20 protein-coding genes are annotated in these 26,235 nt (G+C 56.0%); 3 read left to right on the top strand and 17 right to left on the bottom strand.

What is annotated here, in order from left to right:
• Positions 1-102 precede the first annotated feature (102 nt).
• Entirely contained in the window at positions 103-1,479 is a 1,377-nt protein-coding gene (xseA, locus tag HII27_RS16505) for an exodeoxyribonuclease VII large subunit (protein WP_185668909.1), read from the top strand.
• 44 nt (positions 1,480-1,523) lie between these two features.
• Here xseA and HII27_RS16500 read toward each other — a convergent pair whose 3' ends face one another.
• The 4 genes from HII27_RS16500 to HII27_RS16485 all read right to left on the bottom strand — a co-directional run bounded on the left by HII27_RS16500 (position 1,524) and on the right by HII27_RS16485 (position 5,491).
• On the bottom strand, positions 1,524-1,745 hold the full coding sequence (locus HII27_RS16500; protein WP_185668908.1) for a zinc ribbon domain-containing protein: 222 nt from the start codon (positions 1,743-1,745) through the stop codon (positions 1,524-1,526).
• A 51-nt stretch (positions 1,746-1,796) separates the two neighbouring features.
• The gene (locus tag HII27_RS16495; protein ID WP_185668907.1) at positions 1,797-2,888 is read right to left on the bottom strand and encodes a Gfo/Idh/MocA family oxidoreductase; all 1,092 of its coding nucleotides are present in this window, start codon (positions 2,886-2,888) and stop codon (positions 1,797-1,799) included.
• A gap of 89 nt (positions 2,889-2,977) precedes the next feature.
• Positions 2,978-4,159 carry a cystathionine beta-lyase gene (gene metC / locus HII27_RS16490; protein ID WP_185668906.1) on the bottom strand — a complete coding sequence of 394 codons (1,182 nt, stop codon included), beginning with the start codon at positions 4,157-4,159 and terminating at the stop codon, positions 2,978-2,980.
• Between the two features lie 51 nt (positions 4,160-4,210).
• Entirely contained in the window at positions 4,211-5,491 is a 1,281-nt protein-coding gene (locus tag HII27_RS16485) for an amino acid permease (protein ID WP_185668905.1), read from the bottom strand.
• Between the two features lie 386 nt (positions 5,492-5,877).
• Here HII27_RS16485 and HII27_RS16480 point away from each other — a divergent pair, with 386 nt between their 5' ends.
• The gene (locus HII27_RS16480; RefSeq protein WP_185668904.1) at positions 5,878-6,855 is read left to right on the top strand and encodes a LysR family transcriptional regulator; all 978 of its coding nucleotides are present in this window, start codon (positions 5,878-5,880) and stop codon (positions 6,853-6,855) included.
• Positions 6,856-6,859: 4 nt separating this feature from the next.
• Here HII27_RS16480 and HII27_RS16475 read toward each other — a convergent pair whose 3' ends face one another.
• The 3 genes from HII27_RS16475 to HII27_RS16465 form a co-directional block, all read right to left on the bottom strand.
• The gene (locus tag HII27_RS16475; RefSeq protein WP_123650323.1) at positions 6,860-7,105 is read right to left on the bottom strand and encodes a DUF2543 family protein; all 246 of its coding nucleotides are present in this window, start codon (positions 7,103-7,105) and stop codon (positions 6,860-6,862) included.
• Between the two features lie 45 nt (positions 7,106-7,150).
• A complete protein-coding gene (locus tag HII27_RS16470; RefSeq protein WP_185668903.1) occupies positions 7,151-7,627 on the bottom strand; it encodes a cold-shock protein in 477 nt (158 codons plus the stop codon).
• 168 nt (positions 7,628-7,795) lie between these two features.
• Entirely contained in the window at positions 7,796-8,779 is a 984-nt protein-coding gene (locus HII27_RS16465) for a GlxA family transcriptional regulator (RefSeq protein WP_185668902.1), read from the bottom strand.
• Positions 8,780-8,890: 111 nt separating this feature from the next.
• On the opposite strand from HII27_RS16465, the gene HII27_RS16460 reads away from it, so the two are divergent.
• A complete protein-coding gene (locus HII27_RS16460; RefSeq protein WP_185668901.1) occupies positions 8,891-9,532 on the top strand; it encodes an HD domain-containing protein in 642 nt (213 codons plus the stop codon).
• Between the two features lie 94 nt (positions 9,533-9,626).
• On the opposite strand, the gene der is transcribed toward HII27_RS16460, so the two are convergent.
• The 10 genes from der to HII27_RS16410 form a co-directional block, all read right to left on the bottom strand.
• The gene (gene der / locus HII27_RS16455) at positions 9,627-11,102 is read right to left on the bottom strand and encodes a ribosome biogenesis GTPase Der (protein WP_185668900.1); all 1,476 of its coding nucleotides are present in this window, start codon (positions 11,100-11,102) and stop codon (positions 9,627-9,629) included.
• 97 nt (positions 11,103-11,199) lie between these two features.
• Positions 11,200-12,378 (bottom strand): outer membrane protein assembly factor BamB, encoded by a 1,179-nt coding sequence (bamB, locus tag HII27_RS16450; protein WP_185668899.1) that lies wholly within the window; start codon positions 12,376-12,378, stop codon positions 11,200-11,202.
• A gap of 10 nt (positions 12,379-12,388) precedes the next feature.
• The gene (locus HII27_RS16445) at positions 12,389-13,006 is read right to left on the bottom strand and encodes a YfgM family protein (protein ID WP_185668898.1); all 618 of its coding nucleotides are present in this window, start codon (positions 13,004-13,006) and stop codon (positions 12,389-12,391) included.
• Between the two features lie 33 nt (positions 13,007-13,039).
• On the bottom strand, positions 13,040-14,314 hold the full coding sequence (hisS, locus tag HII27_RS16440) for a histidine--tRNA ligase (protein WP_185668897.1): 1,275 nt from the start codon (positions 14,312-14,314) through the stop codon (positions 13,040-13,042).
• A gap of 91 nt (positions 14,315-14,405) precedes the next feature.
• Entirely contained in the window at positions 14,406-15,524 is a 1,119-nt protein-coding gene (ispG, locus tag HII27_RS16435; protein ID WP_185668896.1) for a flavodoxin-dependent (E)-4-hydroxy-3-methylbut-2-enyl-diphosphate synthase, read from the bottom strand.
• Positions 15,525-15,550: 26 nt separating this feature from the next.
• On the bottom strand, positions 15,551-16,567 hold the full coding sequence (rodZ, locus tag HII27_RS16430; RefSeq protein ID WP_185668895.1) for a cytoskeleton protein RodZ: 1,017 nt from the start codon (positions 16,565-16,567) through the stop codon (positions 15,551-15,553).
• A 279-nt stretch (positions 16,568-16,846) separates the two neighbouring features.
• Positions 16,847-18,013: a bifunctional tRNA (adenosine(37)-C2)-methyltransferase TrmG/ribosomal RNA large subunit methyltransferase RlmN gene (locus HII27_RS16425; protein ID WP_185668894.1), complete on the bottom strand. Its 1,167-nt coding sequence runs from the start codon at positions 18,011-18,013 to the stop codon at positions 16,847-16,849.
• A 167-nt stretch (positions 18,014-18,180) separates the two neighbouring features.
• Positions 18,181-18,612, bottom strand: a complete 432-nt coding sequence (gene ndk, locus HII27_RS16420) for a nucleoside-diphosphate kinase (protein WP_185668893.1) — start codon at positions 18,610-18,612, stop codon at positions 18,181-18,183.
• Between the two features lie 229 nt (positions 18,613-18,841).
• Complete coding sequence (gene pbpC, locus HII27_RS16415; RefSeq protein WP_185668892.1) at positions 18,842-21,160, bottom strand: peptidoglycan glycosyltransferase PbpC; 2,319 nt, start codon at positions 21,158-21,160, stop codon at positions 18,842-18,844.
• A gap of 1 nt (position 21,161) precedes the next feature.
• Positions 21,162-26,108, bottom strand: a complete 4,947-nt coding sequence (locus HII27_RS16410) for an alpha-2-macroglobulin family protein (RefSeq protein ID WP_185668891.1) — start codon at positions 26,106-26,108, stop codon at positions 21,162-21,164.
• Between the last annotated feature and the right edge of the window lie 127 nt (positions 26,109-26,235).

Raw genomic sequence — 26,235 nt, 5'->3', positions numbered from 1 at the left:
GCGATTGCATCCACACTTTTTTGCACAAAATGCTTGCACTCACCTGTTAGCAGGTTACTATCGACTGAATAACCTGCTGATTTAGAATTTGATCCCGCTCACATGTTATCCTCACAAAGCCCCTCAATTTTTACCGTTAGCCGCCTTAACCAGACGGTGCGTCTACTGCTTGAGCAGGAGATGGGCCAGGTGTGGATTAGCGGCGAGATTTCAAACTTCACCCAGCCCGCTTCCGGCCACTGGTACTTCACCTTAAAAGACGATAACGCCCAGGTGCGCTGCGCGATGTTCCGCAACAGCAACCGCCGCGTGACGTTCCGTCCGCAGCATGGGCAGCAGGTGTTAGTCCGCGCCAATATTACGCTGTACGAGCCGCGCGGTGATTATCAAATCATCGTCGAGAGCATGCAGCCGGCGGGCGAAGGTCTATTACAGCAAAAGTATGAACAGCTAAAAGCGAAGCTCCAGGCCGAAGGCCTCTTCGACCAGCAGTTTAAACAGCCGCTCCCCTCACCCGCGCACTGCGTTGGGGTGATTACTTCCAAAACGGGCGCTGCGCTGCACGATATTCTGCACGTCCTGAAACGCCGCGATCCGTCGCTGCCGGTGGTGATTTACCCAACCGCCGTCCAGGGCGAAGATGCGCCGGGGCAAATCGTTCGCGCCATTGAGCTGGCCAACGCCCGCGGCGAGTGCGACGTGCTGATCGTCGGTCGCGGCGGCGGTTCGCTGGAAGATTTGTGGAGCTTTAATGATGAGCGCGTGGCGCGAGCTATTTTTGCCAGCCACATTCCGGTGGTGAGCGCCGTCGGCCATGAAACCGACGTCACTATTGCCGATTTCGTCGGCGACCTGCGCGCGCCAACGCCGTCCGCCGCAGCAGAAATGGTCAGCCGTAATCAACAAGAGTTAGTCCGCCAGATCCAATCCGCCCAGCAGCGTCTCGGTATGGCGATGGACTACTACCTGGCCAACCGCAGCCGTCGTTTTACCCAGATATTCCATCGCCTTCAGCAGCAGCACCCACAGCTACGGCTGGCACGCCAGCAAACGACGCTTGAGCGTCTTCGCCAACGCATGAGCACAGCGCTGGAAAACCAGATAAAGCAGGCCAATCAACGCCAGCAACGCATGATGCAGCGCCTCAATCAGCAGAATCCGCAGCCGCGCATTCATCGCGCCCAGTCGCGTATTCAGCAACTGGAATATCGTCTGGCCGAGAATATTCGCGCCCGCCTGAGCGAGCAGCGTGAACGCTTTGGCAATGCGGTGACGCATCTGGAAGCCGTCAGCCCGCTGGCAACGCTCGCGCGCGGCTACAGCGTCACGACTGCCAGCAATGGCAAAGTGCTGAAGCAAACGAAGCAGGCAAAAGCGGGAGAGATGCTGACGACGCGTCTGGCAGACGGCTGGGTGGAGAGTGAAATCCGCACGGTCACCGCGCAGAAGAAAACGCGAGCGCGTAAAAAAGCCGACTAAGCGCTGAGAATGACCGGGCATTTATGCCCGGTCTGAGACGTCCATTACTCACCGACAGGCGCCCACTCCACCCGTTTTTTCGATATCAATCCGTGGCCGTTCTGGCAGAAGTAGTCCACCGCGCCGCAGGCTTTCAACACTTCCAGCGGCTTCAGACACTCCGGGCAGCGTGCTTCCAGCGTAAAATCTTGCTCGCAGCGATCGCAGTGGGCCTGGTTACCCAGCACCTCCAGCGAGGCCTGACAGGTTGGGCAGATGAATTCCATGACGACTCCTTAACTCGGTTCTTGTGCCGCTATTTTACCACGACTCACCGCTCAATGTTCCCCACGCAGCTGCTGCTGGATACGCAAAAGCGTCTCCACTTCCGCCATCCGGCGCTGCGTCAGTTTCGCCACTTCGTCCGGGGCGCGGAAAAACAGGCTACGCTTACCGAGAATGTGCTCCGCGAGGCAGTGCGCGTAAATGGCGCCCGGCCGCGTCCAGCGCATCACGCTATCGCCATCAATCAGCTCTACGCTTTCACCGCCAGGAGCACGAGTCTGGCTGATAATCCTTCCGTCGCGCAGATAAATGCGGATCCCTTTGCGCTCTACGCCCGGCCCAGCGTATTTGTTCAGCCACAGGTTAACCGGAATATGGCCTAGCGTACCTTTGAGATGCGCCTCCCCTTCCGCCGTTTCGATATCGCCATGCGCGATAGGCCGCCCCAGCCGGTCCTTAACCTGCTCCGCCACCAGTTGAATATCATCGCTACCGCCGAGATAGCGCACCGTCTCACGCATCATGGCCAGCACGTGGGTGCCGATATCGACTATCACGCCGTCAGGATGGCGAAATTCACGGGTATCCGGCTCGCCGGTAGTAAAGTTCAGGGCGACAGGCTCTCCGGCGGCATTAAAGCCGCTTGGCTCCAGCAGAAAGCCGTCGATGCTGGCAATATCGTCCAGCGAAGTGACCAGCGGCGCAGTCACGCTCGCTGAATCCTCTGGCTGCCAGCGGTCATCCATTTCCCCCTGAGCCAGACACAACGCGCCATCGCGCGCCATCCAGTGGTCCAGCGCCAGCACGCGCTGGGCATTATCTTCATGGGCAAGCAGCTGGCGCAGGCTATCAATCTGCGCCAGGGTGGCGGCGACCGGTTTTTCCACCACGATACGGGGGATGTTAGAACGCAGTGCCTGCTCGAGCGCAGGCAGATGCTGCAACGAAACGGTGGTGATAAACAGCACGTCGAGCGGCTTTTCCAGCAGCTCCGCCAGCGACGCACAGGCGCTAACGCCCGGCAGCGTGCGCTGTGGATTCAGATCGTATCCCCACAACGAGGAGATTGGGAACGACAGTCGCGCTAGCGCAGGAAGATAGGCGGTTTCCACCACCGCCCCCAGGCCGATAAATCCAATATTCATAATTTCCGACTCACGTATAAGTAAACGACATTTAGCGCCATTATGCGTGAAGCGCCATCGTGAATTATTGTTCACGATGGGCTATCGGGTTACAGAACCGCGCGCAATCGCGCAAAACCTTCTGCCAGATCGGTTTTCAGATCATCCATATCTTCGAGGCCAATTTGGATGCGCAGCGTCAGGCCACCTGGCTGCCAGGTGGTGGCGGTGCGATAATCAGCGCAGTTAAACGGAATCATCAGGCTTTCGAACCCGCCCCACGAATACCCCATGCCAAAAATACCCATATGATCCAGCATGTTCGCCACGCCTGCTTTGGTAAATTCCGGCTTAAGCACGAAAGAGAACAGCCCGGATGATCCGGTAAAATCACGCTTCCACAACTCATGCCCCGGGCATTCCGGCAGCGCCGGGTGCAGCACTCTCATCACTTCAGGGCGTTCGCTCAGCCAGTGCGCCATCTCCAGGCCGCGTTTTTCCGCCTCTTTCAGGCGTAGATGCATGGTGCGCAAGCCGCGCAGCGCCAGGAAACAGTCTTCGGCACCGGGCAGCATCGCCATCAAATCGTAGGTCTGACGAAGCTGGGGCCACCAGTTTTCATTAGCCGACACCACACCCATCAGCAGGTCTGAATGGCCACCGAGATATTTGGTCCCCGCCTCCAGCGACAGATCGCAGCCGTGCTCGTGGGCGCGGAAGAAAATCGGCGTCGCCCAGGTGTTATCGATGATGGTGGCAATATTGTGTTTTTTCGCCGCCCGGGTCATCGCTGGAATATCCTGAATTTCAAAGCTTTGTGACCCCGGTGACTCCAGGAATAGCGTGGTGGTGTTGGGCCGGAATAGGCTCTCAATGTCCGCACCAATCAGCGGGTCGTAATAGGTGGTTTCAATACCCATTTTGGTCAGCATCCCGGCGCAGAAGTTACGGGTTGGCCGGTAAACGCTGTCGGGCATCAGCAGGTGATCACCCGCTTTCAGCGTGGTCAAAAGCGACAGCGCAATCGCCCCCAGGCCAGACGGCGACAGCACCGTACCCGCTGCACCCACCAGCGCACTCCACGCATTCTCCAGGCTGGCAATCGTCGGCGTGCCCATGGTGCCGTAGTTAAACTCCGCACGGTTATGTTCAAGGTCACTCACCGTCGGGAAAATCACCGTCGAGCCGCGATAGACCGGTACGTTCACAAATCCCGCCTGTTTGCTGGCATCCCGGCCAAGCTGGGTGATTTGCGTGCTGATGTTAAAGTCGGATGTGGATCGATTACTCATGGATTACCTCATAAATTTCCCTGGTCGCGAAAACATCGTAACCACCGAACGTTACTCAAAGAACTTAAAGAAGGGCGATAGACACAGCAAGATGCCGAAGAAAATGATGAACCAGACCCCCGGGCCTTTAAACTGATGCAGCACCTTCACCTTATAAACCAGATAGCAAGGGATCAGGCAGGACACCAGGCCAAACAGCGGACTGCCAAGCTGCATAAAGAACAGGATCGAGAAACGCGTCGAGATCCAGACCCACAGCGCGAGGATCACACCAATGCTAATTGCCACGTGCAGCACCTTCTGGTTGATCTTCTCTTCAGGCATAAAGCGGGTGATGACGTTCACCACGATGCCCTTAATCGCCTCCTGAAAACCGAGGTAGATACCGAGAAACGCGGTGAGGATGGCAAAAATATTGAGCAGCGCGCTCATCACTTTAACCACTGAACCAGGAATGACCTGGGCGGCAATGGCAAGCGCCGAAATATTCTGTTCAAAAGCCGATACTGCCTGCTCGTGGCTAATGGCAAAGGTGAACGAAAAAGCAAAAAACAGCACCGCAACGGCCAGAATAATATAGGCCACCCGGTTGGCGCGAATCGCCCGGTAAGTTGCGATACGTTTATCGGTTTCTATCTTGCGATAGGCGATATTCATTGGGCTTAATATCTGCACAAACAAAATAGAAAACAATGTAAACGGCAGCGTCAGGAACACATCACGCATAAACGTCAATATAGGCGGAAATGCGCTAATATTGCTGAAGTTCCAGTACGGCACCATCACCAGACCCAGCACCACGATAATGCCAAATTTCACGCACACCATGGGGCCTGAAACCTTAAACAGCAGCTTTTCACCCTGCGAGGCAATACAAACCAGGACCGTCAGGATAATCAATCCGTACCAGATAGAATCAGATAGCAGGCCTTTCGTCAGGCCAAAGGTTTGAATATAGGATGCGCTATCAAAGGTCACGGCCAGCGAGTAAGAAAACATACCGTGCAACAGCATCAGGAAATAGGCAATACCTAAACCCATCCCCCAGTTTTTCCCCAGATATTGAGTAATGACGCTGGCGTAATCCTGACAATCATCTGTTTCTGACAGCGTCTTCAGATAGAGGCTTTGCAGGATATAAATCGCTGGATACGAAATTGCCACCGAAGCGATAAAGACCCAAATACCTTTAATACCCACCTGTACTGGCATAAAAACGATGCCTGAACCAATGGCCATACCAATGCAGAGAATCACCCAACCAACATCATATTTCGTGAAGGGTACGGATTTATATAAATTATTAGCTTTATTTTCGAGTATCTCAGCCATTAAATGCCTTCCTATTTATAAGTGTTATTTAGAATAGAAACTCAAAAAACTGGATTGAGGTGTCTGTCAGCACAAATGTTAGGGGATATGGCAGGGACAAAGAAAGGTCTGAACGGTGTTAATCACTAACAATACCTTTGCGTTTAACGCAAAAGTTGATAGCCATCTCAATTTTTAAGGTGAATAATAAAAGTCTTTTAAAAACAAACAACTATACCATAAAAAGATTCTATTTTTCTTTCTGAGCCGGTTCGGGTAAGGTGACAGCAGGCGGCGTACTTTATTGCGCATAGCGAACAGGTCAGTGAGCGGTTCACCATTTCCGTGATGGTGTTCAAACTTCGAAATTTTTACGGCTATTGTTCAGCCAAAAAAAAGGGGTAGCGATGTCATTAAATAAAAATGCGGCACTCGCAAAATTAAAAATTGATAACTATTCCATCTTTCATCATCTGAAAACGTTTATCAAAGTGGTGGAGTGCAATAGCTTTTCTGCCGCTGCACAAAAGTTGAATCTGACCCCCTCTTCCGTGAGTCGCAGTATTGCCCAGCTTGAGGATCAGCTCGGTGTCGTGTTGTTAAAGCGCACCACCCGTACCTTAATTCTGACCGAGCCGGGGCAATATCTGCTATTCCGCGCCCAGCGCCTATTAGAAGAGCTGGACGAGTCGCTGGCCAATATCGCCAGCTTTAACCATCACCCTCAGGGCAAGCTGCGCGTCACCTGCTCTATTGCTTTCGGCGTCGGCCATCTGATGCGTATTTATAGCGACTATCGTCAGGACAACCCGGACGTCACGCTCTCCGTCGATTTAAACGACCAGAACGTCAATCTTAACGAAGAGAATTTTGATATTGCCCTCAGAATTACCGCACACCCACCTACCAATTTTGCGCTGCGCAAAATCTGCAAAATTAACTGGGTGTACTGCGCCAGCCGGGACTATTTCGCACGGCGCGGTGTGCCGCAACGGCTTGAGGATCTTGAGCAGCACGACTGTCTGATTAATCCTAACGTTTCCGATAACTGGCGCTATCAGAACGTCAACGGCAGCTTTAGCGCGCTAAAGGTGAACAGCATCATCGAAGTGAACAGCACGCTCGGGCTACTTCAGGCTGCGCTGCATCACCAGGGAATCGTCAGCCTGCCGACCTATATGCTGGGCGATTCGATTGCCCGGGGTGAGCTGGTGCCGGTACTGACGGAATATAGTGCGAGAGAAAATGATTACAGCCTGTACGCCCTGTATCACCCGGGGCATTACCAGGATCCCAAAGTCAGAAGTTTTATCGATTTTCTGGTCGAGAGCATCGGGGAAAACCCCGACTGGGATCGCTGGATGCAACGCCCCGCAGAGGCGTAGCGTGTTACTCGTTACCCCACTCGTTGAGGAAGTTGGCAATCTCATCAATACGCTGCGCACTGATACCGGCTTCGGTCGCCATCTCCTGCTGGGCTTCTTCGCTGATCTCTTCGTTATTCATTAAACGGGTCAGCAGTAGCTGGAAGTAGTGCGCCAGCGCATCCAGTTCGCTCTCGCCGACGGGCTTCGCCGATTCTGAAGCGTACTCTTCGGCAATATCATAATACTTCAGTGGAATGTCATTATTCATACATCGCTCCTGGGGTTAATCTCATTCTTCGCGGTTGAGCAGGTCTCAGACCTTAAGCATTTTTACCGTGGCTTCAATATCAATCTCATCTTCCGAGAAAATGAGCGTCGTGCCCTGGAAAGTGGTGATTGCCAGCTTCTTCAGTGTGCGCATTTCACCCGCTTTCTCCGCTGATTTCGGCTTGATGCTGTTCATCAAAAGCCCCACGGACAGCACCGCATTCTCTTTATCAATACGGGTATCGGCAGGCACTTCCTCGCTGTACACCAGGAAGGATTTGATCGACGTGAGCTTGATGCGCTCGCCCGCGATATAGATATGTTTGCTTTCCGGGATAACTTTCACCGCGTAAGCAGACAGCCCTTTGTTGTTGGTCGTGGGTTCGAAGGTCACCGCGGCATCTTTTTTAATCAGATCGGGGTTGGCAACCTTAATCACATGAAAATAGCGGTTATCGCCGTTTTCATCTTTGATAAACCCAAAACCTTTATCTTTAAACCAGGTTGTGATTGTTCCGTTCATCGACCTTACCGCCTACTTTAATCGTTTGTTGACTCAATTTTTGCAGCGCGCAGTGTAAAGCACAATGCCTGTACAGACTACGTCTTTGGCTTAAGTCTGGATGATAATTTTCGGCTACGCGAGAACAACCTGCCATAAGCGGCGTCATAAAGCGGTTACGTTCGCTGCTCACTCCGGCAATTGTGCCCATGGTCGGGCCACATTCAGCCGTCGGTACATCGACGGCGTGATACCGACGCGCTTAATAAACGCCCTGCGCAGCACGTCGCTGCTGGAGTACCCACACTCACTGGCGATGGTTTTCAGCGGCAGCGTGCCGCTTTCCAGTAGCATTTTAGCCCGGTCAATTCGCCCAGCCTCCAGCCACTCTCCAGCGGCCATATTCATCTCCTGACGAAACAGCCTACCCAGATGGCGAGCGCTAAGACCAATATGGTCAGCCATATCCTGCAGGCTCAACACCGTCGACAGGTTAGCAAGCGCCCAGCGCTGCAAGTCCTGAAAGGCATTGCGGCCGGTCGTAGAGACCGCGCTGTGGCGTATAAAATGTCCCTGATTCACCGGGCGGCGGAAAAACATCACCAGATTACAGGCTATCTCCTGCGCCACCTCGCGCCCCAGATCTTCTTCCACCAATCGAATGGCTAAATCCATACCCGAGGTCACCCCTGCCGCCGTTCTGACTGGGCCGTCCGCCACATACAACGCATCGGCATCGACCTCAACGTCTGAGAACGTCGCCATAAAACGGGACGTCATGGCCCAATGGGTGGTGATTTTACGCTGGGCCAGCAGCCCCGTTTGCGCTAATAGAAACGCACCGGTACAGACGGAGCCGTAGCGGCGGCTACTGTCACAAAGTCTGCGGATATGCGCGATTTGCTCATCGTTCAGCGTCTGTTGCCAGACTTCCGGCGCACCGGCCAGCAAAAACGTATCCGGCTGTAGTTCCGTGGTTTCCGCCAGTTGCGTGTTCGCCACCAGTTTCACGCCGGACGACGCGCTCACCGTCATCTCTTCCAGTGCAATAACGGCAAACTCATACACCTCGCGATGCAGGATCCGGTTGGCCTCGGCAAAGACATCCAGCGGGCCGGAAACGTCCAGTAACTGAACGCCGGGCACGGCAAGTAGAGCAATAACGCGTTTCATAAGCGGGGTGTCCTGATTCGATGAAATGTCTTAAATCGTCGTAATACGACAATTCATGACGTATAGAATGCCCTGTAAACTCTCCTTCAACAACCCATGAGGAGAAAAGATATGACCATCAACGTGCAAGGCATTCGTATTCCCGACAGCAAACTGGCTCGCGAAACTACCGAGTTTATTCGCGATACCGAAAGTGACCTGCTGTTCCACCACTCTAGCCGCGTCTACTACTGGGGGGCGCTGGCTGGAGCACGCCGGGAGCTGAAAGTGGACCACGAACTGCTGTACGTCGGCTGTATGTTCCATGATATTGGCCTGACACATGAGCATTGCAGTTGCGATAAGCGATTTGAAGTCGACGGCGCCAACGCCGCCCGCGCTTTCCTTGAGGGCCACGGTATTGCGACTGCTGATATTGATAAAGTGTGGACGGCGATAGCCCTGCACACCACGCCCGGTATTCCGGAATTTATGGCCCCGGAGATCGCACTGTTAACCGCAGGTGTGGAAATGGACGTGCTGGGAATTGGCTATGACGAGGTTAGCGATGCGAGTCGTGAAGCGGTCGTTCAGCAGCACCCGCGCCTGGATAACTTTAAAGAGAATATCATTAGTGCGTTTTATGATGGGATTAAAGGTAAAACCCAGACCACCTTCGGCAACGTGAAGGCTGATGTTATCTGCGATAAAGACCCTGGCTTTGTGCCCGGCAATTTCTGCAGCGTGATTCGTCAGTCGCGCTGGAAATCATAATAGCGCCGGATGGCACTTTGCTCATCTGGCCGACAACGGCCATAAAAAAACCCGCTCTCGCGGGTTTTTTGCTATTCGGCGCTTAAAGCATCGCTTATTTGCTTTTCTTAATGTGTCGAATCAGACGCTGACGCTTACGCATCTGGGTTGGCGTCAGCGTATTACGTTTGTTCGCATACGGGTTCTCGCCTTCCTTGAACTGAATGCGGATAGGCGTACCCATCACATCCAGCGATTTGCGGAAGTAGTTCATCAGATAGCGCTTGTAGGAATCCGGCAGGTCTTTCACCTGGTTACCGTGGATAACCACAATCGGTGGGTTATAACCACCGGCGTGCGCATATTTCAGCTTCACGCGACGACCGCGAACCAACGGCGGCTGGTGATCTTCCGTCGCCATGGTCATGATGCGGGTCAGCATCGCGGTACCCACGCGACGGGTCGAGCTGTCATACGCTTCACGGATAGATTCGAACAGGTTACCTACGCCGCTGCCGTGCAGTGCGGAGATAAAGTGCACGCGAGCAAAGTCGATAAAGCCCAGACGGTAGTCCAGGGTCTCTTTCACCTGCTCTTTCACTTCCATGCTCAGGCCGTCCCACTTGTTGACGACAATAACAAGTGAGCGCCCACTATTGAGGATAAAGCCCAGCAGCGACAGGTCCTGGTCAGAGATACCTTCACGGGCATCAATCACCAGCAGACAAACGTTCGCATCTTCAATAGCCTGCAGGGTTTTGATTACGGAGAACTTCTCAACCGTATCCGTTACCTTACCGCGCTTACGCACGCCTGCGGTGTCGATGAGGACGTATTCGCGCTCATCGCGTTCCATTGGAATATAGATACTGTCGCGGGTGGTACCCGGCATATCGTATACCACTACGCGGTCTTCGCCGAGGATACGGTTAGTAAGCGTAGACTTACCTACGTTCGGACGGCCCACGATAGCGATTTTGATTGGCAAGTCCTGCGGGTTGAAGTCGTCTTCCGGCTCTTCAACCGCTTCGCCATTCTCGGCTTCAAACTTCGCCCAGTACTCGGCATCTTCGTCCACTTCTTCCGGCGGGTTGACGTCGTCAACAAACGGCAGCAGAACGGTTTCCAGCAGCGTGGTTACGCCACGACCGTGGGAGGCCGCAATCGCGTGAATTTCACCGAGGCCCAGCGACCAGAAATCGGCAATTGCCTGATCCGGGTCAATCCCGTCGGTTTTGTTCGCCACCAGGAAGGTTGGCTTTTGACGAGAACGCAGATGTTTGGCGATACCTTCGTCCGCAGGCATCAGCCCCGCACGCGCATCCACCATAAACAGCACGACGTCAGCTTCTTCAATCGCCATCAGCGACTGTTCCGCCATGCGGGTTTCCACGCCCTCTTCCGTGCCATCGATACCGCCGGTATCGATACAGATAAACTCACGCCCTTCAACTTCAGCACGACCGTACTTACGGTCACGAGTCAGACCCGGGAAATCCGCAACCAGCGCATCACGAGTGCGCGTCAGGCGGTTAAAAAGCGTGGATTTTCCAACATTAGGGCGCCCGACAAGCGCGACCACAGGTACCATGTTAAAGCCTCATATACTCAAAATTTTGACAAAATCTATAAATAGCAAACGGCCCCTGAGCATTCAGGAGCCGTCCATTGCTGAATCAACGCCGCCGTTAACGCGTAATCGCGTAAACCGTACCGTCTTTCGCCTGAATCAGCAGTTTACCGTCAGCCACCACCGGCTCCGTCAGGAAGCCCGCGCTGTCAACCTTCTGCTGAGCGACGAAACGCCCATCTTCCGGGTTAATCCAGTGCATGTAACCTTCCGCATCACCCACCACCAGGCTGCCATTATACAGCGCCGGAGAGGTCAGCAGACGGTGCAGCAGATCGCTCTGCGTCCACAGGGTCACGCCACCGTCGGTGGTCAGCGCCAGCAGACGGTCGTTCTGGTCAACGATGTAGATACGGTTGCCGTCAACGATGAAGTCATTCACCGAGCCCAGCTCACGTTTCCACATGATCTGACCGCTGCGCAGATCCAGCGCCGTCAGGTTACCATTGTAGGCTAACGCGTAGACAACGCCATTCACGATAACCGGCGTAGTGTCTACATCGCTCAGACGATCGATTTCGGTTGAGCCAGTCGCCTGAGAAATACGCTGCTGCCAAATCATCTGGCCCTGCTGCATCAGTACCGCGCTCACGCGACCGTTATCGCCGCCAACAATCGCCGCGCCGAAGGCCACAGCCGGTGCAGATTCACCGCGCAGAGAGAGCGCAGGCATATCCAGGTTCACCGTCCATTTCACGACGCCGCTGTTTTCATCCAGTGCCTGCAGCTGACCGTTGCTGGTATGCACCAGCACCAGGCCATCGCTGACGGTTGGACGAGACAGTACTTCGCCTGCTGCCGTGGTTTTCCAGACAACGGAACCATCACCCGCATCCAGCGCATAAACCTGCGCTTTTTCGCTACCCACATAAACGTGGCCGCCGGCAACGGTCAGGCCACCGGAGAGCAGCGCTGGCTTACGAGAGAACCAGCCATCTTTTTCTGCCAGGTTGACGGACCACACTTCTTTGCCGTCATCCGCGTTCAGCGCTTTCACGGTACCTTTACGGTCAGCCGCGTAAACCACGCTGTCCGCATAAGCCGGATGCAGGTTAGAGTAGAAGTCACCGATACCGCTGCCGACGGAGACATCCCATGCGGTAGACGGCGTAAACTGGTTTTCTACGGTTGGCAGAGGAGACATTTTAACCACATCTTCTTCGCCGCTAAACAGTGAACAACCACTCAACAGAGTGACAGAAAGCAGTCCTGGCAAAAGTAATTTACGCAATTGCATCGGGTCCCTCTCAGACGGACAAATTATTAATTTTCATGCGCATCATTTCGCTCAGCGCGGGCGATGCATCGCTCTTAGCGCCAGCTTCCCACGCCGCACGTGCACCCTGCTTGTCACCTTTACTGAGCAGGATTTCCCCGCGTAAATCAGCAACAATCGCCGTCCAGCCTTCGCCCTTCACGCCTTCCAGCGTTTTCAGAGCAACGTCAGGCTGCTTCAGCTGTAGCTGAACGCGCGCCAGACGCAGGCTGATGACGGATTTCAGATTATCATCAGATGCGGCAGCCAGGCCCTGCTGCAGCTGTTTTTCAGCCTGAGCAAGGTCGCTTTTATCGACGAAGACCTGAGCCAGTTCCAGAGAAGCAAACGCACCATAGGTGTTTTTACTGTCGGCGGCAAATTTCTCCGCGGCGGCCAGCGCTTCCGGTTTCCCTGAACTCAGAGAAGAGACGGCGTTTTCATAAGCCGCAGAGGACTCACGGGCCGAATCTAACTGATGCGAGTTCCAGTAACGCCAGCCAACCAGCGCACCAATCCCCAGAATGACCCCAACGGCCAGCGCTTTACCATTTTCGGCAAAGAAGCTTTTAATCGCCTCAACCTGATCGTTTTCGTTATTAATTTCCACGCAGCCCTTCTCCTGATAATAATGTCCTGGAGATTAACCCAGAATAGTGCGCAAATGCGCGGCAACGCCTTCCTGCGTTACGGTTGTCTGCTCACCAGAGCGCAAATCCTTCACGACAACAGTGGCTTGCTCAACCTCAGACTCACCCAGAACCAGGGCAATACGGGCGCCCCATTTATCAGCGCGGGCAAACTGCTTCTTAAAGTTGCCGCCGCCGTGGTTGGTCATCAGCTTCACGCCCGGTAACGCATCACGCACCTGCTCTGCCAGACGCATGGCGGCTGACTGAGTATCGGTGCCTGAAGCGACCAGGTATATATCGACAACAGGATCGGCTTTAAATTCCGGATTAACTGCCTGAACTAATAAAACAAGACGTTCCAGACCCATCGCGAAGCCTACCGCTGGGGTAGCACGGCCGCCCAGTTGCTCAACCAGACCATCATAACGGCCACCTGCACAAACGGTACCCTGCGAGCCGAGGCTGTTGGTCACCCATTCGAAAACGGTGCGGTTGTAGTAGTCCAGACCGCGAACCAGACGCTGGTTAACGGTGTAGGCAATTCCAGCGGCATCCAGCTGTGCGCACAGGCCAGCAAAGTGCTCACGGGACTCTTCGTCCAGATAGTCGCCCAGCGCAGGAGCGTTGTTCAGCGGCGCCTGTACGTCTGGGTTTTTGGAATCCAGCACGCGCAGTGGGTTGCTGTACATACGACGTTTGCAGTCTTCGTCCAGCACTTCTACGTGCTGTTCAAGGAAGGCCACCAGCGCGTCACGATAGTTGGCGCGGGCTTCCAGAGAACCGATGGAGTTCAGCTCCAGATTCACGTGTTCTGCCATGCCCAGCGCACGCCACCAGCGCGCGGTCAGCATGATAAGCTCGGCGTCGATATCCGGCCCCTGCAGGCCAAACACTTCGACACCCAACTGATGGAACTGGCGGTAACGTCCTTTTTGAGGGCGTTCGTGGCGGAACATCGGCCCGATGTACCACAGACGCTGCTCCTGATTGTACAGAAGACCATGTTCGATGCCGGCGCGTACGCAGCCCGCAGTACCTTCCGGACGCAGCGTCAGGCTATCGCCATTGCGGTCTTCGAAGGTATACATCTCTTTTTCAACCACGTCGGTCACTTCACCGATAGCGCGTTTGAACAACGGGGTCTGCTCTACAATCGGCAAACGGATTTCGCTATAACCGTAGCTGCCGAGCACCTGCTTGAGTGTGCCTTCAATGCGCTGCCAGATGGCGGTCTCGCCAGGCAGATAATCGTTCATGCCGCGAATGGCTTGAATGTTTTTTGCCACGTTAATTCTCTTTATATATAAAAATGAACCCTCGGCGCGTTCGGCACCTGGGGTTCAATCATACACAGGAAGCAAGCCGCTTCCCATCTCGTTATTTTTCAACCTGCTGAACGTCGATACGGCGCGCTTCATCAAGCACCGACGCTTTCGCGCGGATCCTTGCTTCAAGCTGGCTAATCATATCGTCGTTATCGACGCGATCTTTACGCACGCCGTCTTCATACAGGCCGCTTTTTTTGTTGCCGCCGGTCACGCCGAGCGTTGACACCAGCGCTTCGCCAGGGCCGTTAACCACGCAGCCGATGATCGATACGTCCATCGGGGTGATGATATCTTCCAGACGCTGCTCCAGCGCGTTGACCGTCCCGATAACGTCAAACTCCTGACGTGAACAGGTTGGGCAGGCGATGAAGTTGATCCCACGAGCGCGGATGCGCAGTGATTTCAGAATATCGAAACCGACTTTGATCTCTTCAACCGGATCCGCCGCCAGCGAAACGCGCAGCGTATCGCCGATCCCTTCAGAGAGCAGCAGGCCCAGGCCAATGGCAGACTTCACGGAACCGCTACGCAGACCGCCCGCTTCGGTGATCCCGAGGTGCAGCGGCTGATCGATCTGTTTAGCCAGCAGGCGATAAGATTCCACCGCCAGGAAAACGTCGGACGCTTTCACGCTGACTTTAAACTTGTCGAAGTTCAGACGATCGAGGTGATCCACGTGACGCATTGCTGATTCCAGTAGCGCCTGCGGCGTAGGTTCGCCGTATTTTTCCTGCAGATCTTTTTCCAGCGACCCGGCGTTCACGCCGATACGGATAGGGATATTTTTGTCGCGAGCGCAGTCAACGACCATGCGAATACGCTCTTCGTTGCCGATGTTGCCCGGGTTAATACGCAGGCAGTCAACGCCATACTCCGCCACTTTCAGAGCGATACGGTAGTCGAAATGGATATCAGCAACCAGCGGGACGTTAACCTGCTGTTTGATAAGTTTGAAGGCTTCTGCGGCGTCCATCGTCGGCACGGATACACGAACGATATCCGCCCCCACGCGTTCCAACGCCTTAATTTGATTAACCGTCGCTTCAACGTCTGTTGTGCGCGTATTGGTCATCGACTGTACGGCGATAGGAGCCCCATCGCCGATCGGCACGTTCCCAACGTAAATGCGTGTGGATTTTCTACGTTGAATTGGAGCCTGGTTGTGCATGAAAAATCTCCCGCATTACGCGTCTGTTATTGTGCTGGTGATTGTTCAGCACTCACGGTCAGGCGCGCAACCTGGTTAGTTCTGATAAAGCGGCTCAGATCGACCGGTTTACCCTGGTAGGCGATCTGTACTGCGGCCGGTGCACCAATTTTCAGTTTGTAAGGCGCCTGGCCGCTCAGGTTCAGGTTACCACCTTTACGCTGCAGGCCGCTGAACAGCTTTTTACCGGTAGCGTCGGTCACTTCCAGCCAGCAGTCGGCGGAGAAGTTCATCACCAGCGCGTTAGCATCAGCAACCGGTGCGGCAGTTTGCGCCGGGTCGGTTGGCAGTGCGCCCGGCGTTGCGGTCTGCGGTGCAGGGGTGGTGGTTTGCGCTGCGGTACCGTCGACGTTAGCCTGAGACGGTGCCACAACGGCGTTGTTCTGTGCGGTCGCTACAGGTGCATCTGGAGCCGGGGTGGCATCCGCTGGTGCGGCAGTAGCGCTATCTGGGGTTGCTGCAGTATCGGTCGTAGCAGGAGCCTGCGCTGTATCCGCGCCGGTGTTCAGCGGGATATCCTGCGAGTCGTTGCCGCTCGCTTTCAGCTCAACGGAAGATTGATCGGCCATGGTGGTGATCTCTTCCTGCTGCGCTTTATGGTTCTGCCACCACCAGGCGACGGTTAACCCGACAACCACGAAGAGGACAAGCCAGGTAAAGCTCATCAGCCAGCCATCACGTTTTTTGCGACGCTTGCCCAGGGAGAAGGTCTGCATCGGAGCGACTTTCGCCGCGCGTACCGGTGCTTGCTTTTCCATCATTGGCAGCAGCTCTTCCTCGGGGATATGCACAAGGCGAGCGTAGGAGCGGATATAACCACGCAAGAATGTTGAAGCGAGTTCAGCAGGCGCCTTATCTTCTTCAATATCACGAACGGTGGAAACCTTCAGGCACAAGCGTTCTGCAACGGCTTGCTGGCTGAGTCCGAGTTGTTCACGGGCAGTACGCAGACGGACACCCGTGGTTTGTGCTTCTTGTTGGTCGTGGTTGGTTTCAGTATTCATTCGCTACAACTGCTGATTCGTGAAATTTAAGGTTCTGATGCGGAACCGTACCCGCACCGCGAAACATCCGATCGTTGCTATCGGACAGACCGACAAGCTGCCCGGTATACCCAACTTCAAAACAGCGTCAAAGGCCGTCGCTACGCTGTTGTTGCAACGCTACATACTGCCTCAATACTCATCGAAACGCACCGTAATTATTATCCAAATCAGTACGTTTCGCCTAATCCTTAAGCACTTGGCTTTACGTGCGCCTTTTCAGGCGCACGCCACGCTGAATTACAGCGCTTTCACGTCGATCGCTTCACCCTGCATACGCTTACGCATTGTACGCTTGGTGCGGTCGATAACGTCACCGGCCAGCTGGCCGCAGGCGGCGTCAATATCATCACCGCGCGTTTTACGCACAATGGTGGTAAAGCCATAGCCCATCAGCACTTTACAGAAACGGTCGATACGGCTGTTCGAGCTGCGGCCATACGGCGCGCCCGGGAACGGGTTCCATGGGATCAGGTTGATCTTACATGGCGTATCTTTCAGCAATTCCGCCAGTTCATGCGCATGCTCGGTACCATCGTTGATATGGTCCAGCATCACGTACTCGATAGTCACACGGCCCTGGTTGGCGTTGGATTTCGAGATATAGCCGCGAACAGATTCCAGGAAGGTGGCAATATTGTACTTTTTGTTGATAGGTACAATTTCATCACGGATGGTGTCGTTCGGAGCGTGCAGGGAAATCGCCAGCGCCACGTCAATCATATCACCCAGCTTATCCAGCGCAGGCACAACGCCTGAGGTAGACAGGGTTACACGACGTTTGGAGAGACCAAAGCCGAAATCGTCCAGCATGATTTCCATCGCTGGAACCACGTTGGTCAGGTTCAGCAGAGGCTCGCCCATGCCCATCATCACCACGTTGGTGATAGGACGTACGCCGGTCGCTTTGACGGCACCGACGATTTTCGCCGCGCGCCAGACCTGGCCGATGATTTCCGATACCCGCAGGTTACGGTTGAAGCCCTGCTGAGCCGTAGAGCAGAATTTACACTCTAACGCGCAGCCGACCTGTGAAGAGACGCACAGGGTCGCGCGGTCGTCTTCCGGGATATAGACAGTTTCAACGCGCTGATCGCCAACGGCAATCGCCCATTTGATGGTGCCGTCAGATGAACGCTGCTCTTCCACCACTTCAGGGGCGCGAATCTCAGCGACTTCTTTGAGCTTGCCACGCAGGACTTTGTTGATGTCAGTCATCTCATCAAAGTCGTCGCAGCAGTAATGATACATCCACTTCATCACCTGATCGGCGCGGAAGGGTTTTTCGCCTAAGTCTTTAAAAAACTCGCGCATCTGCGGACGGCTAAGATCCAGCAGGTTAATTTTTCCATCTTTGTTGGGAACCGCCGGGATGGCGCTCTCAGGCGTGACAATTTGTTCAGACATTTTCTATTCCGGCCTCGTTGTTACACGTTATGGCCCCTGGAGGGTTGATAAAAAGAAGCGCCCCAGGAAAGCGGTCTGCTCGTCCGGGGGCGCTGCATTGTACAAATTCTGGCGCATGGATGCCACGTCTGCACGCGGCATTCGCTAAATAAAGTGTAAACGTGCCCTTAGCGGGTACGTGGGCACACTTCGCCTTCTGCGAAGAAGAACGCGATTTCGCGCGCGGCGGATTCTACGGAGTCAGAACCGTGGGTGCCGTTTTCGGTGAAGCTGTCCGCGTAGTCAGCACGCAGGGTGCCAGCCAGCGCGTTGTCTGGGTTGGTTGCGCCCAGCAGGTCACGGTGACGCTGAACGGCGTTTTCGCCTTCCAGTACGGAAACCACGATTGGGCCGGAGGTCATGAACTCAACCAGACCGTCGAAGAACGGACGACCATCGTGCTCAGCGTAGAAGCCACGAGCCTGCTCAACGGTCAGGTGCAGCATTTTGGTGCCAACAATCTTAAACCCTGCTGATTCAAAGCGAGCGAAGATGCTGCCAATAACGTTTTTTGCCACCGCGTTTGGCTTGATGATGGAAAAAGTACGTTCAATAGCCATGATTACCTCTAATTTTATGTTGTCGTGCATACAGCTGTTGTATGACCTGGCGCGGATTATAAAGACCGGATGCGTCGTTGCCTATGGATGAAGGTAACATTTTTTTAAAATAAAACACTTTTAGGCAACACATTTTGTAACAAGCCCGGTTTGGCTATTGTGCGCCGGTTTTGCCCGATGGCGCTACGCTTATCGGGCCTACATCACGCTATCCACCCGGCAATATCACTCACTGCAGCGTAAAGTTCACCACCGACGTCTGCCCGGTTTCATCCATCACCACCAGTTGATAGCGCGTCGGGTTCGTCAGCGTTAAGGTCAGGCTATTCCCTGCGCTCATCTGTGGTTCACCGTTGAGAAACCACCAGCGTCGCCCTTCTCCACCACTCGCCTGTAGCACTATTTTTGCGTTCGGCTCCCCGGGCAAGCGCCGGATCACCGCGTCTTCACGAATACCGGAAAGCATCAGCGGGGCGGCATTCTGCAATTGACGCGGTGGGCAACGTGTCGAAACCGGCGGCAATCGCGCGGCACGTCGCTCACCGACGGGCAACCACGGCTCCAGCGGCAGCGGCCAGACGTCGAGCGTGATTTCACGAGCATCCGGGCAATCCGCGGCGACGCGCTTACCTTCGCCATCCAACCACAGTGGGAAGCGAATCCCCTGCATCCCTTCCTGCTCTGGCAGCAGCAGCGTCGGCGGCAGGCTGTTATCCAGTACCCAGGTGGACAGACGTCGACGGCAGTTGCTGTCTCCGGCAGGTAACGGCTGCCCGCCCGGCCAGCAAATTTCCGCTGAACTGACCGAGGTAGGGCGCGGATCGCGACCTTCCTGCTGGCGCGCACTATTCGCAAGCAGCAGGTTACTCACCTGATTGAGCAGCGGGATCGCGCTGGCAAACCCGAACTGCCCGGCAACCGGCGTGCCGTCTGGTCTGCCCGTCCAGATCCCGATGCTGTAGCGAGCATTTACGCCAATAGCCCATGCGTCGCGATAGCCATAGCTGGTGCCGGTTTTCCACGCCAGCGGCACCACTTGAGGCAACGACGCGTCCGGCACCGGCTGGGCTTCGCCGGCGAGGATACGGCGAATGATCCACGCCGCGCCGGGCGAAAGCAGCGGGCGTTCCACCAGCGGGTCACTCGCCAGCATACGTAATTTTCCGACCTTGCCGTGGCGAGCCAGAGCGCTATAGGCCGCGGTGATATCCGCCAATCGCGCGCCCGCACCGCCGAGGATCAGCGACAGATTCGGCTCCGCACCCGCAGGCAACATCAGCGGCAGCCCGGCATTACGCAAACGCGCGGCAAACTGTTTTGGCCCGTAGGCGTCCAGCACCTGTACCGCCGGGAGATTCAGCGAGCGCACCAGCGCCTCGCTCATGCTGACCGGACCGTGGAAACCGCTATCAAAGTTGCCGGGACGATAGTCGCCCACGCGCCGGGGGACATCCTGTAGCAGCGATTCAGGGTGAATCAGCGCGCTGTCGAGCGCCAGACCGTACAAAAATGGTTTCAGCACCGAGCCCGGTGAACGTACCGCCGTCACCATATCGACATGGCCAAAACGGCTGTCGTCAGTGATATCTGCCGAACCCACCCAGCCACGCACTTTCATATTGTGGTTATCCACCACCACCATCGCCAGCGAGCTGCGCGGCGGCAGGCGCGATTTCCAGTTCAGCGCCATCTCTTCCAGTTGACGCTGCAGCCCGGCATCCAGAGTGGTGACGACTTTCTCATCCCGGCTCTGCGCAAGTATATGGCGAGCAAACAGCGGCGCGAGCTGCGGCATCTGCCGAGGAAACAGCCACACCGGCTCCTCTTTGGCTTCTTTCACCAGCGCGGCGGACCAGACCTGCTGGGCCTGCATGCGGTCCAGCACTTTGTTACGTGCGGCCTGAGCCCGTTCGGGCCAACGGTCCGGGCGCAATCGGCTCGGCGCCTGCGGCAACACGGCCAGCAATGCAGCGTCGGCATAGCTTAGCTGGACGGGCGGTTTTCCGAGATAGGCCCAGCTTGCCGCACCAATGCCCTGCAGCGTGCCGCCAAACGGGGCGCGATTAAGATAAAGGGTAAGAATGTCACGCTTAGAGAGGTGCCACTCCAGCTGCATCGCGCGCCAGAGCTGACGAAATTTACCGCCGAAGGTTCGCGGGTGCGGGTCAAGCAGACGCGCGACCTGCATGGTCAGGGTGCTGCCGCCGGAGACGACGCGGCCAGAGGTCACATCCTGCCAGGCCGCACGGGCAATAGAAAACGGATTCACACCGGGATGATCCCAGAACCAGCGGTCTTCATACTGAATCAGGGCATCAAGATAGCGCGGCGACACCTCTTCGATGGTCACCGGGTAGCGCCAGATCCCCTGCGCATCGGCAAAACGCCACAGCGGGCTGCCATCCTCCGCCACCACCACCCTAGCGGGGGTGACTTCATGGAGCGGCAGCGGCCAGAGCTTATCCGCCAGCAAAATGCTGACGGATAATAATACGACCGCCCCGACAAGCCATCGCCAGACGCGGCGTATATTCCAGGCAAGACGCATCCTACGGCACAACGATCAGCATATCGTCAGCCGCCCCAACGGCGCGCCAGCCTGGTACATACATAGACTCAACCTGCGACGGCGGCACGCGGTAGGTTCCCGGCATCACCGCTCGAGCCAGATAGACCAGCGTGACCGGCTGATTCGCGCTGACGGCAACCGCCGCCACAAAGCGATCGTCACGGAACTCCATATGCTGGATATCTGCCTGCTGCATCTGGTTGAGCCACTCCTGCACTGCGGTGCCGTTGTCCTGCAGATTGGCGCTGCTGTTCGCAAGATTCTGATTTTCCAGCTCTAGCCCCGCTGGCAGCATATCGACAACCAACGCGTCTGGTACGTTTTGACTGGCGTTAACATCCAGCTTCACCAGCACCAGCTCGCCGCTGCGCAGGGAAGAGAGCGATTTACGCTGCCCGTCGGTACCGTAGAACTGACGCTCGATGTGCAGCACATTGCTGGACGCCGCAGGCGCATTTTCCGGGTATCCGTTGCTATCCAGGCGTAGCCACAGCGGCTGTTCGCCTTTGTTGGTCACCGTCAATGTAGAAAGCTGATCGCCGTCAAGATTCCGCGTCAGGGCCTTTTCTCCTTGCAGCGGCTGGCTTTCAAACGAGGTCTGCGCCTGCCAGTTGCCGGGGAGATCCAACACGCCTTTCGCCGCCAGGAACAGCGCATTGTTCTCCTGGGTTGACAGCCAGCGCTCGCTGAACGCCTGTTCAGAGAGCGTTTGCAGCAACGTATTTTGCGCGTCCGGCAGCAGCTTGTTCTCTTCCAGCAGCGAAAGCATCAGCGCGTTATCGCGAAGCACGCTGCCGTAGTCCGCCAGCCAGCGTCGCTGATCCTCACGTTTGGTGGTGAGCGAAAGCTGGATAGCCTGTTCGCTCCGTGGCGCATCCCCCATTGCTTTTAGCGCAATGCCTAGCTGCATTAACGGCAGGCCGGAACCCACTTGAGCGCGACGTTCCCACAATTCGCGCAGCGCGCCAAGCGGCGCTTTTTGCTGCCGCGCCAGCACCAGACCGGCATAGGACTGAATGGCGAAGCGGCTTGCCGCGTTATCATCGGTATAGCGTACGCTCATCAGCCCCGGCTCCTGCAAGTAGCGCAGCAGACGATTGTTACCGTTGTTAATCGCCTCTGCCGGTACGCTATAGCCCTGCTCGCCCGCGCGCACCAGGAAGTCCATCACGTAGGCGGTCAACCAATACTCTTCCGGCCCGTTTTTATCCCACAGCGCAAAGCCGCCGTTATCTTTCTGCATTTGCAGCAGGCGCGAGATACCGATATCGACCGCTGCACGGCGTTTATCGTCACTATCACCCACGATACCCAGCGTTTTCAGCTGCGCGGCGTTGGTATAAAGCTGCGGGAAGAGGCCGCTGGCAGTCTGCTCCAGGCACCCGTACGGATAGGCTTTGAGTTCACGAATATAGCGCGCCAGATTCAGCGGCGGTTTGCCGCTCAGCAGCAGTTGCCCCTGTAGCGTCACCGGAGAGAAATTCAGATGCTGATTTTCCGCAACGTTCCAGCTTTCACCCGGTTGCAGCACCGCACCGCTATTGACGGTTTGCGCCGGATAGGCCGGACGCACGCCGATTTTCCACTGTTTGTGGAGATCGGCCAGGGTTTCTCCTGGCAACGTCATGCCCGATACGCTTACGCTGATCTCGCCGTCACCAAAGCCTTCACCTGCGCTAACCGGGACAAAAAGCGTGTGACGCACGCCCGGCTCTAACGTGACCGGTTCCGGTGGTGTACTTTTCAGCTGCAGCAGGCCATTAGCCACTATCTGCACGTTGAGCGTCTGCGGTTTGTCCGTCAGGTTAGTGACGTCCAGCGTCAGACGCGCACTGTCGCCGCCGGCCATAAAGCGCGGCGTATTCAGTTCAACCACCACCGGCGCAGCGACCACGACCTTCGACTCGCTGCGGCCAAAATCTTCCGCCGTCCACGCCTGCGCCATCACTCTCAGCTCGCCGTTAAAATCGCCGATAGGCAGCGTAATGGTGCTCTCGCCGTTCTCATCAAGCGTTACCGGCTGCGCCTGTTCGGCAATAATGGTGACGTGGTTCACCGGCGGTTTGCCGCCACGATTAAGCTCATCACCATCGCCGCCAAAGCGCAGGCTCGCCAGTCTCCCCTGGCCTTCAATTACCTGACCGTAGATGTCGTAGATATCCGCACCGTAGCGTTTCTGACCAAAGAACGCCTGCCATGGATCGGGGGTGGTGTAGTCGGTAATACTCAGCACGCCGCTATCGACCGCTGAGAGCAGCACGTTTACTTGCTTCGGCGTATCACCCTCTTTGCGATTCACTTTAACCTTGACGGTCAACGGCTGGAGGGGACGCATTTTCTGCGGCCCCTCCAGCGTTACATCCAGACGACGCTGTTCATCGCCTAGCGGCAAATGCAATACGCCCACCGCCCGCTTCGGCGTAGCAGAGCGAGATTTATCCCCCGGACGCACCACCAGCGTGCTGAGATAGAGGTCGTGACGATTCCAGCTTTTATCCACCGGAATGGTGAGATCCAGCCCTTCGGCCGGAACGTTAATTTCCTGCCACCATAGCGGACCGTCGCTGGACTCCACCATCGCATAGCCTTTGCCTGCTGCCGGAGCAGCAACGTGCAGCTTGATGGTATCGCCAGGACGGTAGCTCGGTTTATCGAGTTTCAGCGTCACGCGATCCGGGCGCGCCGCGCCACTACCGTCGCTGTTGTCCTGCCAACTATAGCCTGCCCAGAAACGCACGCTGCTCACCGCATCGTTCGGTGCCTTCACTTCTAATCGATAAGCGCCCCACTCCACCGGGAAGCTGACTTTGCCGGTTTCGTCGGTTTTCAACGCCAGCGTCTCTTCACCTTCGACCAGATCTTTTTGATCAAAGCGGGACTGCCAGCCGTCGCTTTCCGACCAGTTCCAGTAGTAATCGCGGCGTTCGCGAATCAGCCGAACCTGGAGATCGGAAACGGCCTTTTTTTCACCCCTGGCATCGGTGTAGACGATATCAAACGCCGCCTGGCTGTTTTCTTCAACGATCGGCTGATTCACTGTAGTGTCGGTGCGGTAGTCATAGACCGCCTTGCTGGCGAACTGCGGGCGAATACCCGGCAATTCAGAGGCTGGCCAGATGGCCTGCGTGGCGCGGCGAGTGACTGGACGACCGCCGGACTCAAGCAGGCTGGCCTGTAGAATCACCTGCAGCGGCGAATGCGTTTCCTGCCACTGGCTAGCGGTGGTCACTTCGCCGTGACCTTTGGCATCCAGCGTCAGATTCATTTCATCAAGGCTGCGGGTGGTGTTTTGTTCGGCAATATCGCCAAACTGAAAGCCCGGCAGCGCGGCAACGGCCTCGCGCAGCGGGCGTAAAAACAGTTTCCCCTGCAGGCTATTGCCGTTAGCCGGTGCGCCGTAAAGATAGTAGCCCGACACGTCAAACTTCACGTCATCACTCGGTGCAAGCGGCGTCGGCTGCGGCGTCAGGTTGAGCGCCATACGTTCAGGCATAAAGTCTTCGACGTGGAAATCCCACTCGCGCGGCTGGTTATCGCCGGTGTTGGCGCGAATATGCCACATGCCGGTTGCCGCACTGCTATCCAGCGGATAGGTAAACTGATAGAGACCGTTCACCGGCTGGCTGACGACGCTGCGGATCACCTGCCCGTCAGGTTTCACCACCTCAAGTTTTACCGGCTGTTCCGGTAACGCTTTGCCATCGCCATCGCGCAGCAGGCCGTTGAGGATCACCGTTTCACCGGGACGATAAAGATCGCGCGGGCCAAACATAAAGAACTGCTTGCTGAAGCCAGGGTCACCTGCAACGTTAAACTCCGCCAGGTCGAGCGCCGGCAGTTTGAGATCAAGTAAGGTGGTTTGCCCCTCTTTGCGCGCTAGCAGCAGCGCAGCCTCTTTGTCGGTTTTCAGGACCGCATGTCCCTGAGCATCGCTGGTCGCCTGCGCCAGGGTTTGCCCTTTGTCGTTGAGCAGCGTGAGCTCAACCGCCGACTGGGCCCCGCCGTTTTCCAGGCTTTGCGTGAATACGTCAAGCTGGTTGTGATAACGGTGCAGCGACACGCCAACGTCGCTGAGAGTAAAGAGCGTGGCGGCATTACTGTAGCTGTACTGCCCCGCTGGGTTCATCACCGCGATATAGACGCCGGACTGCTGCAGCGGCGCAATATCTTTCAGCGGCAGCAGCAGTTTTTCCCGCGTGTTGCGTGCCGGGTTAAGGTCGAAACGTCCGGTGTAAACCAGATCCGCCATTTTCAGCAGTTCGTCAGATTCCCAGTTGCTAAGCGAACTGCGGTACTCCCACTGGCTGACAAACGACGCCAGCGACTCCGGCTTCACGCGGAAGAAGTTAACGTCTACATGCGGCACGTTAAGCACCATTACCGGCAGCCCGTCCACCACTTTGCCCGGCAGCAGCGAGCCACGGCTGGCGAAGCCAACGCTTGGGGCAATATCGCGGGTGGTCAGCGTTTTCTCCACGCTGGTGCCGAAGGTGGCCTTATTCAGCGCAGCAAGCTCTGGGTCAACGGTGACAATCAGGTCGCGCTTCGGCTCCAGATGACGCAGACGCAGCTCTTTCAGATTCGGCGCCAGCTCCCAGGCTCCGTCCACCTTGCCGCTTTTCTTATCCACCACGTGGACGGTCTTGCTGAAATCCTGCTCGGGATTGAGCGCAATAGAGAACGTCAGCACCAGCGTTGCCGCGCCGTCGAGCTGAACCTCTGAGGCATCCAGCAGCGTGAGCGCTTTACCCTCGCTCTGCTGGGCAAGTTTCGCCAGCTGTGCGGCATCCGGTTTAACCGGCGCAACGTTTTGCGACGCCGTCGAGGACGCGACGGGTTTGACATCCTGCGCTTTGTCGCTGTCGTCGCACCCGGACAGGAGCGAGGCGGCCAGCATAGCAAGCACGGCTAAACGGAACGGTTTCATCCTTATAACCTCTGACGTTAAGTCTCTATTTCGTTAATTGACATAGTATTATGTGCAAACGTGACTTTTACCAATAGCACGCTCATTACAGAGCCGATTTTCAGATTTCATATATAGCCTTAATCAC

Source organism: Kluyvera sichuanensis (genome assembly GCF_014218705.1).
In the GTDB taxonomy this organism is placed as follows: Bacteria; Pseudomonadota; Gammaproteobacteria; order Enterobacterales; family Enterobacteriaceae; genus Kluyvera; species Kluyvera sichuanensis.
This window is presented reverse-complemented; position numbering and strand designations above follow the sequence as displayed.

Excerpts from the sequence above, each read along its gene's own strand:
- xseA (WP_185668909.1), top strand. The coding sequence starts at position 103 with ATGTTATCCTCACAAAGCCCCTCAATTTTTACCGTTAGCCGCCTTAAC.
- HII27_RS16500 (WP_185668908.1), bottom strand. The coding sequence starts at position 1,745 with ATGGAATTCATCTGCCCAACCTGTCAGGCCTCGCTGGAGGTGCTGGGT.
- HII27_RS16495 (WP_185668907.1), bottom strand. The coding sequence starts at position 2,888 with ATGAATATTGGATTTATCGGCCTGGGGGCGGTGGTGGAAACCGCCTAT.
- metC (WP_185668906.1), bottom strand. The coding sequence starts at position 4,159 with ATGAGTAATCGATCCACATCCGACTTTAACATCAGCACGCAAATCACC.
- HII27_RS16485 (WP_185668905.1), bottom strand. The coding sequence starts at position 5,491 with ATGGCTGAGATACTCGAAAATAAAGCTAATAATTTATATAAATCCGTA.
- HII27_RS16480 (WP_185668904.1), top strand. The coding sequence starts at position 5,878 with ATGTCATTAAATAAAAATGCGGCACTCGCAAAATTAAAAATTGATAAC.
- HII27_RS16475 (WP_123650323.1), bottom strand. The coding sequence starts at position 7,105 with ATGAATAATGACATTCCACTGAAGTATTATGATATTGCCGAAGAGTAC.
- HII27_RS16470 (WP_185668903.1), bottom strand. The coding sequence starts at position 7,627 with ATGAACGGAACAATCACAACCTGGTTTAAAGATAAAGGTTTTGGGTTT.
- HII27_RS16465 (WP_185668902.1), bottom strand. The coding sequence starts at position 8,779 with ATGAAACGCGTTATTGCTCTACTTGCCGTGCCCGGCGTTCAGTTACTG.
- HII27_RS16460 (WP_185668901.1), top strand. The coding sequence starts at position 8,891 with ATGACCATCAACGTGCAAGGCATTCGTATTCCCGACAGCAAACTGGCT.
- der (WP_185668900.1), bottom strand. The coding sequence starts at position 11,102 with ATGGTACCTGTGGTCGCGCTTGTCGGGCGCCCTAATGTTGGAAAATCC.
- bamB (WP_185668899.1), bottom strand. The coding sequence starts at position 12,378 with ATGCAATTGCGTAAATTACTTTTGCCAGGACTGCTTTCTGTCACTCTG.
- ispG (WP_185668896.1), bottom strand. The coding sequence starts at position 15,524 with ATGCACAACCAGGCTCCAATTCAACGTAGAAAATCCACACGCATTTAC.
- rodZ (WP_185668895.1), bottom strand. The coding sequence starts at position 16,567 with ATGAATACTGAAACCAACCACGACCAACAAGAAGCACAAACCACGGGT.
- HII27_RS16425 (WP_185668894.1), bottom strand. The coding sequence starts at position 18,013 with ATGTCTGAACAAATTGTCACGCCTGAGAGCGCCATCCCGGCGGTTCCC.
- ndk (WP_185668893.1), bottom strand. The coding sequence starts at position 18,612 with ATGGCTATTGAACGTACTTTTTCCATCATCAAGCCAAACGCGGTGGCA.
- pbpC (WP_185668892.1), bottom strand. The coding sequence starts at position 21,160 with ATGCGTCTTGCCTGGAATATACGCCGCGTCTGGCGATGGCTTGTCGGG.
- HII27_RS16410 (WP_185668891.1), bottom strand. The coding sequence starts at position 26,108 with ATGAAACCGTTCCGTTTAGCCGTGCTTGCTATGCTGGCCGCCTCGCTC.